An 11,447-nucleotide genomic window follows, 5' to 3' on the forward strand; every position below is an offset into this window, starting at 1 on the left:
AAGGAGTATTCACTATGTCACCGCTTTCATCACCCTCTATTTCTCCCGAACAGCTTTCTTTGCAATTGATTGCTGACATGACGGAATGGCGTCAGCATCTACATCGCTTTCCTGAATGTGGTTTCGATGTGAACCTGACCGCCAATTTTATTGCAGATAAACTGCAAAGCTTTGGTATTGATGTGGTACGTAATATTGGTAAAAGCGGGCTGGTGGGTATTTTACGTAATGGTAACAGCACTGCCAGTGTTGGCCTACGTGCTGACATGGATGCATTACATATTCATGAACAGAATACCTTTTCACACTGCTCGCAACATGACGGTAAGATGCATGCTTGCGGTCATGATGGTCACTCCGCCATGTTATTAGGGGCTGCGTGTTATTTGGCCGCAAATCCAATATTTGATGGCACGGTATACTTTATCTTCCAGCCCGATGAAGAGCATGGTCATGGTGCACAAGCCATGATTGATGATGGCTTGTTTGAGCGATTTTCAATTGATGAAGTGTACGGCATTCATAATTTCCCTGGCTTAGCAGAAGGCGAGTTAATGGTGCGTCCGGGATCGTTAATGGCGAGCGAAAGTAGCTTTGAAATTACCATAAACGGTGTCGGTGGGCATGCCGCATTACCGCATCAAGGCATTGATCCAATTGTCGTTGGAGCACAAGTGATCATGGGTCTCCAAACTATTGTGTCGCGCAATCTCAGTGCAATTCATGAAACCGCAGTCGTGTCAGCCACTGAATTTGTTACCAATGGCACCGTTAATGTGATTCCGTCACAAGTGGTGATCAAAGGGGATTGTCGCTGTTTTACGGAGGATTCATTAACGCATATAGAACAAAACATGGCGCGTATTGTGGCGGGTATTTGTCAGGCAGCGGGCGCAGATCATACATTTGAATTCATTAATACTTTTTACCCTACGGTAAATAATCCCAAACAAACTGCGTATGCAGTACAGGCTGCACAACAGGTCTTGGGTGCCGACAAAGTGAACGCCGCTTGTGATCCCCTTACGATTTCAGAAGATTTTTCTAGCATGTTGCGTGTGAAGCCGGGCTGTTATGTGTTGTTAGGTAATGGCACAGAATCAGTGGGTGGCTGTGCGTTGCATAATCCCAAATATGATTTCAATGATCGCATCTTAAAACTGGGTGCGAATTATTGGATCCAACTGGTCAATGGTCGGTTAAACGTAACGGTTTAGCCCTTGTGGTGTAAAGAACAGATCGATTGAATCAGACAACAAGCTGTTAGTGAAAACAGTGGATAGCTAACCATTTTGAATAGAATTATTCAATTCAACGTGTATTTAGGACAGCGACTTAAAAGGAAGAGCAGGATGAAACGATTAGGTGTAGCACTACTGAGCTTAGGTATGATCTTTAGCGCAAATGCAGAGACATGGAAGTTCGCCTCGGAAGAAGACAAAACCGACGTACAAGATATCTATGCGCAAAAATTCGCGGAAGTAATCAAGAAAGAGTCGGAGGGTGATATTCGTGTACGTATTTACTATTACGGTCAGTTAGGTACTGAAAACGATATCGTCGAACTTGCAGCCAAAGGTACGATCCAATTTGTGTCTGTGGGGGCAGGGCATTTGGGGTCGTATGTGCCGGAAGTGCAAGCTGTGAGCTTACCGTATGTACTGGGCACCAATGAAGCAGTGACGCACAAAGTATTGACGGAAAGCCCAACGATTTATAATGAATTGGCGCCGAAGTTTGAAAATGTAAATCTGAAACTGTTGTCGATGATGTCGGAAGGTGAAATGGTGTGGGGCGGTAATAAACCGATCCGTACACCGGAAGATTTCGCTAACCAAAAAATCCGTACCTTTACATCAACGATTCCTGTTGAAACTTATAAAGCGTTTGGTGCTACACCGACACCCTTGTCATGGGGTGAAGTGTATGGTTCTTTACAGTTGAAAACCATCGATAGCATGGTGAACCCAATTTACTTCATCTACAACGCGAAATGGCATGAAGTACAAGATTACTTGATGTTCCCAGGTCAGCAGCCTTATGTCAGCACTGTTTCGACCAACAGCAAGTGGTACAACGACTTGTCAGCTGAAAAGCAAGCAATGGTCACTAAAGCCATTAAAGCTGCAGACCAAGCGGCATACGACTACCAAATCCGCATCAACAAAGAAAACATGGCAAAAATCCTGAAAGAACGCCCGGAAATGCAAGTGGTGGTCTTAACGGATGAAGAGCGTAATAGCTTTAAAGTGTTGAGTGAAAAGCTGCACGCCACTTACTTTGATGTGGTTGCTAATGCCTACCCATCGGCAGAGCAAGATGCTGCACGTCAGGGTGCTGAAGACATCCTACAAAATATTTTGAAAGAAGTGAAAGTGGCGTCTGCCGCGCAATAATATTATCTCGCATGGAGTGCTGCTATCCGCTATGTCAGCGGATAGCGTTTTCCTTAATACTTTTGCCTATTTACAGTGTTCGTAACTGACAAAGTATTCATGGAAAAGATGTCGCTGACCGTTGTATGGAGCTCAGCTTGTTATGAAAAACTTATTACATAAAATCAGTGTGGTGACCGAGAAGATAGAGCGCTTTTTGATCATGACCGCAATTCTCGCCATGATGGTGAATTCGACGGCTAATGCGATTGGTCGTTATGCCTTCAATAAAAGCATTTTCTTTTCTGAAGAACTTAATCAATTTTTGATTGTGGCTGTGACATTTATCGGTTTCGCCTATGCTGTTAGAAAAGGCCGTAATATTCGTATGACTGCCGTGTACGATTCACTCAGTTTGCGTACTCAAAAATGCCTTACTACTGTTATTGCACTGTTTACCTCATTACTAATGTTTTATCTTGCCTACCAAGCCTTTTTATATGTTGCAGAGTTGAAAAACCTCAATCGACTGAGCCCTGCATTGCAGTTACCGGTTTACTGGATTTACGCGATTATTCCTGTTGGTTTTGCGATAGCAGGTTTGCAATACGGGATGAGCTTCATCATGAATCTCCTTCATAAAGAGATCTATCTGTCTTTTGATGTGATTGAAAATAAAAACGACAAAGTAGGTGAGTTGTAATGAGCGAAGTTGCGCAGTTTTTCTCAGACATTATCGCCGGTGAGCCCGATATTTACGTTATTACGTTTACGCTAGTGGCCGTGATGGTGGTGTTACTTTTTCTAAGCTTTCCAATGATTGTACCGTTGGCGGTCGGTGCGTTGATCGGGTTAATTCACTTTTCACAAGTCGATCCTGAAGTCATTATTCAACAAATGGTAACGGGTATTTCACCGAATGCCTTGATTGCCGTACCTATGTTCATCCTTGCTGCCGATATCATGACGCGAGGGCATACAGCACTGAATCTATTAGGGCTGATTCAAGCATTCGTTGGTCACCTTCGTGGTGGTCTGCCGATTACAACGTGCATCAGTTGTACCTTGTTTGGCTCGGTATCTGGCTCGACGCAAGCAACGGTGGTATCTGTTGGGCAAATTATGCGCCCGAAGCTACTTCAAGCGGGCTATAAAGACAGCTTTGTGATGGCTCTGATCATCAATGCTAGTGACATTGCGTTTTTGATTCCACCCAGTATTGGTTTGATTCTTTATGGTACTTTGGCCAATGCCAGTGTCGGCGAATTGTTCATTGCCGGTATAGGACCTGGCTTGGTGCTAGCAGGTTTATTCTCACTATACAGTTATGCATACAGCGTGAAGCACAGTGATAGTTTGACCTTGGTAGAGAAAACCAACACCGCAGAAAAAATACTTGCCATCAAAAAAGCGATCCTACCGTTGGGCTTTCCTACGCTGATTATTGGCGGTATCTATTCGGGCATTGTGACACCGACTGAAGCAGCCTCGTTTGCAGTATTGTACGCCATCATTGTGGAATGTATTTTCTATCGCAAGTTAGGCGTGAAAGACATCTGTGATGCCGCGTTAAGTACGGGACTGATCACTGCCGTGGTCTTCGTGTTGGTGGGTATCGGTCAAGCTTTTTCGTGGTACATCTCGTTCGAACAAATCCCGCAAGAATTGCTAGCACCGTTAGATCTTGAAAATGCGTCACAAGAATACATTCTGTTTGTGATTGCTTTGGCTTTCTTTGTTGGCTGTATGTTTGTGGATTCGCTGGTGGTGTTGTTGATTTTGACACCAATCTTTATGCCTGTGGTCAATGCAGCAGGACTAGATCCAATTTTGGTTGGGGTTATGGTGACGTTGCAAATGGCTATTGGTTCAGCCACACCGCCTTTTGGTTGTGACATCTTTACTGCTATTGCGATATTTGAAAAGCCTTACATGGAAGTGATTCGCGGCACTCTACCGTTCTTTTTGATTTTACTCTTTATGTCGGCATTGTTGATTTTCTTTCCGGGCATCGCCTTACTGCCACGTGATGTGCTGTTTAACTAATTAGGTCTGATGATTTATCTGATACTCACTCAATAAAGGATGAATGTAATGAGTACACTGCCTTTGGTTTCCCCCGCGCGAGGATTCGAATTTGCTGAGTTTGAGCAACGCACTAGCCAATTACAGCAATATATGCATGATCAGAAGATTGATGCGGTATTTTTTACCACTGAGCCTGAATTTCGCTATTTCAGTGGCTTTAAATCGCAGTTTTGGGAGAGCCCAACTCGGCCGTGGTTTTTGGTCGTCCCCTCGGTCGGGAAGCCGATTGCTGTGGTGCCAGAAATTGGTGTCGCAGGCTTTGAACAAACGTGGATTGATGATGTGCGCAGTTGGCCATCCCCACGACCTGAAGATGATGGCATTACGCTATTGGCGGCAACGCTAGCCGAAGCCAGCACGCGTTCTCGTCGATTGGGGGCCATGCTTGGTCCTGAAACTCACTTGCGGATGCCTGCAGCGAACTTTACAGCATTGCAACACCGGCTTAGCCAGCATGACATGGTCGATGTCTCTTTGATTGTGCGTAATATTCGTAGCATTAAATCCGCAGCTGAAATTGAAAAAATTCGCTTTGCTTGCCAAGTGACGGCGGCCGGGTTCGACTATTTGCGGCATCATCTTGCGATAGGCATGACAGAGCGTGAAGCGTGTAAAGCGATGCACTTAGAAATGTTGCGATTAGGGGCAGATGCGTGCCCATATTTAATTTCAGCATCAGGCCAAGGTGGTTATGACAATATTATTATGGGGCCAACCGATCGGGTGTTGAACGAAGGAGATGTGCTGATCATTGATACTGGTGCTAATTTCGATGGTTATTTCAGCGACTTTGACCGTAATTACGGCTTTGGCCATGTTACTCCCGATACCGTAGATGCGTATGAGGCTGTTTATGCCTCGACAGAAGCAGGCCTGAACATTGCCGCACCGGGTAGAACAACAGGTGAAGTTTGGCAGGCGATGTGGTCGGTACTTGAAGAAGCAGGCGCATTAGGTAATGACGTTGGTCGGATGGGACATGGTTTGGGCATGCAACTGACTGAGTGGCCGTCAAACGTACCCAATGGTGATGTCGAGCTAAAGCCGGGCATGATTTTAACCTTAGAGCCGGGAATGGCTTTTGCGCCTCATCGTATGATGGTGCACGAAGAAAACATTGCTATCACCGAATCAGGTTGTGAAATGTTACACGATAGAGCGTGGCAACAGATGCCCATTATTCAGTAAATCTGCCTTGTTGTATTAAATTTATTATTCATCCATCAATCAGAACGACCGACATTATACGGTCGTTTTTTTCTTACCTGTTTTAGTTGTTGCTATATTCCCGATATTCGCCATTTATTTTCTGTCTAAATACTTCGCTAATCGTTTAGCTAAACAAATTAACGTATACGTTGGCGGTAGCCCCCACGCTTCTGGAATGACAGAGGCATCACAGACGTATAGCCCTTGAATGTCAGACTGTAAATTGGCATCGACTACTTCGCCAATTTTAGCGCTACCACCTTGATGGGCCGCAAAATGATGAGTGCGATACAGGCTGGTCGCACCCGCTTGGTGTAAAATATTTTCTGCAATATCAGCACCTGTATTGAGCCTTTTTTTGTCATCACTACTCAATGTTTTATTGACCCATTTAGCCCCGATATTACCGCTTAATTCATCTTTCGCTTTCACCATAATGGATAGGGTATTGTTAGGGGATAATAAGTGCTGAAATTTACCAACTTGTGCCGTGAATAAGTGGAAAAAAGGTTTAGGTAAGCTTAAGTCTGAAAGCATCAAACCTTCTTGAGGAAGGTGTAATCCCGCCGCCATTGGGAGTTCCCCATCGGGGTAGGATTCTGGTACTTTTCCCATCACCGCAATAACGGGATCCATAAAGAAATGCTGCCCTGCATTGTGCACTCCGCTTGCTTGTAATATCTGGGCGGAACCTATTCCTCCCGCTGCTAAAATGATGTTGCTAGCAAAGGCAGATTCAATTTTGCCGTGGTGTTTGAATTGGACACCGATTGCTCGATGTTCTTTGGTAATAACCTTCAGTACTTTTGCATGTGTTAGCAGCATACTACCTTGTTGTACCGCAGTATCGAGGAACATACGTGCATTCCATTTTGCATCATAGGGGCAACCGTATGAACACAGGTGGCAAGCAGAACGGCATTTGTTTATATCAATGAATTTATCGAGTTTATTCCAGTCGAGACCAAGCTGTTGAGCGGCAGAAGCAATTCTCTGTGCCATCGGGCCGATAAGTTCATCAGGTAATATTGAAAGGGGAAGGGTACTTTCAACGTCAGCTATTTCTGCCGTTAAATCGATACCATAACGCTGAAACATCTCGACGGGTGGTTTCATGGCGGTGGCATAATTTATTGCTGAACTACCACCTGCAGTAATACCCCTAATGAGCAAAGATAAATCTGAGTTAACAAAAGCCCCTTTGCCTGGAATAGCCGCCATCTTAGCCATTTGGATGAAAGAGCCTTTGAGTGGTTCATTGTCTCCCCACTCAAGAATAAGAATACGTTGTCCTTTTAGTGCTAACTCGTTGGCGACGGTTGCACCACCAGGACCACTACCTACAACAATGGTGTCATAAGTGCTGTGTGTGTTTTTATACATGGCTCTGGTACCTAGAATGATGAGGTGACTGGGGTATAAAATTAGCGCCACTATACGGTAGGTGCACTTTTAAATATACGGACATCAGTCAGTTGAAGAACATAACAACCTAAACGGCCAGCTTATTGTTATGAAATGATAAAAAATAACGCCATGCTTAGTACGGCTGTGAGCAATACATTTTTGGTGCGCCATGCCAGTAATATGGCAAATAAAGCTGCGATTAAATAAGGGTTCTTGTACGAAAGCATCAATTCGCCTTCGGGTAAAAAAACAATCGGTGCCCAAATAGCCGTTAATACCGCAGGGCTGGAATAGCTTAATAATTTTTGAGTTTGCGCAGTGAGCCGCAAAGGCAGCTTTGGCTCTAAGAATACATAGCGACTGGCGAATACAAGCAATGCCATCGCGGCAATCGTTAACCAAATCATGCGTCATTCCTTTTGATGCTATCGATTGAATAACCACAGAACATGGCGATTAAGCTGGCGATCATTAACCCACCATCAACGTCAAAATATTGCAGTATTACTGAAAGAGTCATCGCGACGAATACGGTGACCAAAACTGATAATTTCTTGATTGTAGGTATGACAATGGCAATAAATGTGGCCGCGACAGCGAAATCTAACCCGATCGTATCAAGGTTGGGTATGAACTTTCCGGCAACAATGCCTGCGAAGGTGGCAATATTCCAGCAAATGTAAAACCACAGACCAGTGCCAAGGGCATACCAACGATTGAATTCTTTTTTCGATTGGTGTCCACACAATGCAAACAATTCATCGGTTAATAAAAAGCCGAGGCCTAACCGCCAACGCAGAGGTAAAGGGCTTATCTTGTCGCGCATTGTCACGCTATATAATAAATGACGAGAAGTAATGAATAGCGTTGTCAGTAAAATAGTCCCTAATCCTGCCCCCACTTTGAGTAAACCGGTGGCGACAAGTTGGGCAGAACCCGCAAAAACAATGGCTGATAATGCTTGGCTTGCAAAAGGGTCGAGACCAATCTCGATCGCAAATGATCCCGCTAATAATCCCCACGGGATCACTGCAATGCACAAAGGGGTAACGGCGATGGCACCTTGTCTGAATAATGCTCGTTTTTCTTGGTTCGTTAATTCTGAATTCGTTATTTCTATATCGTTATGAGACGTGTCCATATTCCCTCTTATAATTCATTACGTATTTCTATACGCTTCACTTTATGTTCATCAAATCGAATTAACTTGTACATTATTGCGCTTTCATTGTGCGATATTTATTGGTGAACAGCGTGAAATAATTCAGAAATATAGGTGTGCTATTGCGATGGGGGATGAAGTAGGGCGTCGCTGTGGTTTTAAAGGCGCAGGTGAATGTGTTGTCATTCTCTATTTGACGGTGAATTTTCTGGGGGGCACCTCGCGTGAGATGCTGAAATCTTATTAAACAATGAGTACGCCATTACTAACCAGCATATCAATGGTTTTCTTTGGGATAGAATGGTCGGTAATTACACCTTCAAAATCAATTAAATCAGCGACAGGATAAAATGAAAATTTATTAAACTTGCTGCCTTCTGCAATCAGATAATTTTCATTTGTGTTATTCATTACTAGCTGCTTAGTCTTTGCATTGATTGCATGCGGTGCAGTCACTCCATGGACCAAGTCAAAGCAATTAGTCGAGATAAATGCGATATCAAATATATAATGCTCTAATTGATTTAATGCAACATTCCCTGTAGTGAATTCGCAATTGTTCGATACAACTCCGCCGATAAGTGTCGTTTGGCACTGGTTATAATCCTTTAAGAAGAAGGCAATATTCATATCGATAGTGATTATATTGATGTTCATGTGGCATAAAACTTTTGCCAGTGACAATGCTGTTTTGCCACTATCTAGGTAAATAGTCTGCCCGTTCTTAACCTTATGAGCCGCTCTGGCGATTAAACTTGGTGATACAAGGTCGCTACGTTGGTTTCTATTACTAACAAAGGCGTTAATTGAAACGCCTCCGTGTGTTCTTTTTATATTTGGATACATGGTCACCATCGCGGCTACATTGCGGCGAACAGTGCTGGAAGATACATGAAGCATTTCACTGATCTCTTGAATACTAAGCGAAGAACGCTCATTAAGAAGGCAATGTATTGACTCTTGATGTTTCAGTGTTTGGTTATGTGATGGCATATAACTTCCAGCAGGTATTAACGATTAGACTCTTTTCGGAAGAACTCAATGACTTTAACTAAAGCGTCATCGTCGCCATGACTACCGGCCTTAGTTGCTATAAGCGTTCTTTCGATACCGTCCAAGTATCCGACAGGGATACAAGGCAATATTTCTCCTTTAATTGTATAGCTCTTACTCCCAAGAGACGCTGCGCATGATATTGCGATGTCGCCACCTGTAAATAAAATACCGGATAGATTAACACGATGAGTGATGGCCGATGCTAAGTTACCTAAGAATCCAGAAATGAAACTACCAAAATCAGCACGTGTTAGCCCATAAAGCTTACAGTTTGCATCTACATCGAAGCGGTCTTGCTCTGACTTAGCTGATTGGATAATGCAGTTACGCCCATCATCCAGAATAGGAATGATACCAGCTAAACATTTATCCAAATAATCTTGGTCTTTCATGATTGAGTGGATATCTACAAAGTATACAATGGCAGCATCATTCTCTACGGCGACTTTAGTTTGGTTAATTGTTACTGGGCTCATCGTTCCTGCGATCACCAAGCTAGGTTTGATGAAGTCTTGTTTGTAAACAGAGGGCGGCAAGTGAGATGCAAGACCAGACGAGCCGATTAGAATTCCGCCGTCCATAACTTCTGCGATGGTTTGGCCAATGTATGCCAAATCGTCATTAGTTTTTGTATCTACAACGAAGACAACGTTAGTGCTTGGGTCTTTTTCTGCCGCTTTGATTGAATCTCGTAAATCGTATTTACAGATCGAATATACGTTGATGGATGATTGGCTGGCAATTATTTCAGTGATGCTATCACTGATTACAGGTGTTTTTGGGTCGGTTGCGAACTCACTTTTAGTGACGCCTTGACCGCGATACATACATTTTCCATCTTCTATCGTGCGGTGCTTACTCGGTAGTGCATTACACAATATAGCGAAGCTGAAATGAGTCGAGTCAATCAGTGCCTCTATTTCTGAACCGATATTACCTCGGAACGTGGCATCAATCTTTTTGTAGATAAATGTGTCTTTAGTGATGGAGCAATGATCGATGACTTTGAATATTTCAGTCTTCGCATCTTCTTGGGACATACTACGGCTGTCAGTATTGTATACGACGATATCGCAATCGAACTCTCCAGCCTCATTTATTAATGACACAGCGACGCTACATCCTTGATTATAAAACTGCATACCAGTGTCATTTGCCCCAGTAAAATCATCTGCAATAACAACGAATGAATCCATACTACATACCTCTAATTAACATGACGTGAAAAACTTCCACGTCATCTGATATTTGTGTGACTTAAAAGTGGGAAATACTTTTGCACGTAATGATAATACCGAGAACTAAGATGGTGAAGTTCATGATTTTTTTAACATCAAACTCTTTACGTTGGACGTAATCAAATAAGCGCATACCGATTAAGCCACCGCCTAACATTGTTGGTATTGACCATGCGGTGATTGTGCCTACATCTTCAGTGATTACACCGTTGCTGAATAATTTAAAGATTACAGTTAGCATGGCTAAGAAGAAGTAAAAGTTAGTTGTTGCCTTGATTTTCTCGGCACTAACCTTCAGGCAGTTCATGTAAGTAACAATTGGAGGACCAGATTCACCAGCACCTGCCCCTAATACACCTGATAGCAAACCACAAATAGCCGCAGAAAAGATATTATCCTTAACGCGAATAGGGCGGTTAATAAGCGTTGATCCGCCAACAAATATTAAGATGATACCCATAGCCAACAAGATGTAGGCTGATTCAACGTTCTTAAGCAATTCGCCGCCGAATTGGATGCCAACAATTGCTGGGATATACAGAAGAAACGCCAGTTTAAAGTTAATGTGTTGTCGCATTTTAAGGCATACAGGAATAGTAATTAACCAGCCAAATACGGTGGCAATCGGGATCGCCATCTTCACGTCTAAGAATAGTGATAGGATTGGAACAGACACCATACCAAGTCCGAACCCAACCATACCTTGTACAAAACTACCAATAAATAATGTTCCTGCTGCTAGAGCAATGATAAGTGGCGTCATGTTAGCCTCCGTTGTTAATTATCATTTATGGTTATGGTAATTAATCAGACGGAATAAATAGTTGATCATACAAGCTAGAGTTGAGCAGATAGATAGTGGGTTGATTGAGGTCTCTATTTAAATGCGTGTAAGTCAATATTTCGTGATGC

11 protein-coding genes are annotated in these 11,447 nt (G+C 43.2%); 5 read left to right on the plus strand and 6 right to left on the minus strand.

The features are described from left to right. Positions 1-14 precede the first annotated feature (14 nt). The 5 genes from C9J48_RS08710 (at position 15) to C9J48_RS08730 (ending at position 5,651) form a co-directional block, all read left to right on the plus strand. Positions 15-1,217: a M20 aminoacylase family protein gene (locus C9J48_RS08710; protein ID WP_006228592.1), complete on the plus strand. Its 1,203-nt coding sequence runs from the start codon at positions 15-17 to the stop codon at positions 1,215-1,217. A 135-nt stretch (positions 1,218-1,352) separates the two neighbouring features. Continuing rightward, the gene (locus C9J48_RS08715) at positions 1,353-2,396 is read left to right on the plus strand and encodes a TRAP transporter substrate-binding protein (RefSeq protein WP_006228591.1); all 1,044 of its coding nucleotides are present in this window, start codon (positions 1,353-1,355) and stop codon (positions 2,394-2,396) included. A gap of 142 nt (positions 2,397-2,538) precedes the next feature. Further along, positions 2,539-3,078, plus strand: a complete 540-nt coding sequence (locus C9J48_RS08720; protein WP_006228590.1) for a TRAP transporter small permease — start codon at positions 2,539-2,541, stop codon at positions 3,076-3,078. Continuing rightward, on the plus strand, positions 3,078-4,421 hold the full coding sequence (locus C9J48_RS08725; protein ID WP_006228589.1) for a TRAP transporter large permease: 1,344 nt from the start codon (positions 3,078-3,080) through the stop codon (positions 4,419-4,421). The genes C9J48_RS08720 and C9J48_RS08725 overlap by 1 nt, the downstream gene beginning before the upstream one ends. A gap of 48 nt (positions 4,422-4,469) precedes the next feature. Beyond that, a complete protein-coding gene (locus C9J48_RS08730) occupies positions 4,470-5,651 on the plus strand; it encodes a M24 family metallopeptidase (protein ID WP_006228588.1) in 1,182 nt (393 codons plus the stop codon). Positions 5,652-5,765: 114 nt separating this feature from the next. On the opposite strand, the gene C9J48_RS08735 is transcribed toward C9J48_RS08730, so the two are convergent. From C9J48_RS08735 to C9J48_RS08760, 6 genes are all read right to left on the minus strand, one after another. After that, positions 5,766-7,055 carry a GMC family oxidoreductase N-terminal domain-containing protein gene (locus C9J48_RS08735; RefSeq protein WP_006228587.1) on the minus strand — a complete coding sequence of 430 codons (1,290 nt, stop codon included), beginning with the start codon at positions 7,053-7,055 and terminating at the stop codon, positions 5,766-5,768. Positions 7,056-7,183: 128 nt separating this feature from the next. Then, the gene (locus tag C9J48_RS08740; protein ID WP_006228586.1) at positions 7,184-7,486 is read right to left on the minus strand and encodes an AzlD domain-containing protein; all 303 of its coding nucleotides are present in this window, start codon (positions 7,484-7,486) and stop codon (positions 7,184-7,186) included. Next, a complete protein-coding gene (locus C9J48_RS08745) occupies positions 7,483-8,220 on the minus strand; it encodes an AzlC family ABC transporter permease (protein ID WP_006228585.1) in 738 nt (245 codons plus the stop codon). The genes C9J48_RS08740 and C9J48_RS08745 overlap by 4 nt, the downstream gene beginning before the upstream one ends. Positions 8,221-8,484: 264 nt before the next feature. Continuing rightward, on the minus strand, positions 8,485-9,234 hold the full coding sequence (locus C9J48_RS08750) for a DeoR/GlpR family DNA-binding transcription regulator (protein ID WP_006228583.1): 750 nt from the start codon (positions 9,232-9,234) through the stop codon (positions 8,485-8,487). A gap of 17 nt (positions 9,235-9,251) precedes the next feature. Next, complete coding sequence (locus tag C9J48_RS08755; RefSeq protein WP_006228582.1) at positions 9,252-10,493, minus strand: four-carbon acid sugar kinase family protein; 1,242 nt, start codon at positions 10,491-10,493, stop codon at positions 9,252-9,254. Between the two features lie 61 nt (positions 10,494-10,554). Then, a complete protein-coding gene (locus C9J48_RS08760) occupies positions 10,555-11,298 on the minus strand; it encodes a sulfite exporter TauE/SafE family protein (protein WP_006228581.1) in 744 nt (247 codons plus the stop codon). Between the last annotated feature and the right edge of the window lie 149 nt (positions 11,299-11,447).

It is taken from the genome of Photobacterium profundum (assembly GCF_003026285.1).
Lineage (GTDB): Bacteria > Pseudomonadota > Gammaproteobacteria > Enterobacterales > Vibrionaceae > Photobacterium > Photobacterium profundum.

Bases quoted from the DNA above. Each gene is read 5' to 3' on its own strand.
- C9J48_RS08720 (WP_006228590.1), top strand. From the start codon at position 2,539: ATGAAAAACTTATTACATAAAATCAGTGTGGTGACCGAGAAGATAGAG.
- C9J48_RS08760 (WP_006228581.1), bottom strand. From the start codon at position 11,298: ATGACGCCACTTATCATTGCTCTAGCAGCAGGAACATTATTTATTGGT.
- C9J48_RS08715 (WP_006228591.1), top strand. From the start codon at position 1,353: ATGAAACGATTAGGTGTAGCACTACTGAGCTTAGGTATGATCTTTAGC.
- C9J48_RS08710 (WP_006228592.1), top strand. From the start codon at position 15: ATGTCACCGCTTTCATCACCCTCTATTTCTCCCGAACAGCTTTCTTTG.
- C9J48_RS08730 (WP_006228588.1), top strand. From the start codon at position 4,470: ATGAGTACACTGCCTTTGGTTTCCCCCGCGCGAGGATTCGAATTTGCT.
- C9J48_RS08725 (WP_006228589.1), top strand. From the start codon at position 3,078: ATGAGCGAAGTTGCGCAGTTTTTCTCAGACATTATCGCCGGTGAGCCC.
- C9J48_RS08755 (WP_006228582.1), bottom strand. From the start codon at position 10,493: ATGGATTCATTCGTTGTTATTGCAGATGATTTTACTGGGGCAAATGAC.
- C9J48_RS08740 (WP_006228586.1), bottom strand. From the start codon at position 7,486: ATGATTTGGTTAACGATTGCCGCGATGGCATTGCTTGTATTCGCCAGT.
- C9J48_RS08735 (WP_006228587.1), bottom strand. From the start codon at position 7,055: ATGTATAAAAACACACACAGCACTTATGACACCATTGTTGTAGGTAGT.
- C9J48_RS08745 (WP_006228585.1), bottom strand. From the start codon at position 8,220: ATGGACACGTCTCATAACGATATAGAAATAACGAATTCAGAATTAACG.
- C9J48_RS08750 (WP_006228583.1), bottom strand. From the start codon at position 9,234: ATGCCATCACATAACCAAACACTGAAACATCAAGAGTCAATACATTGC.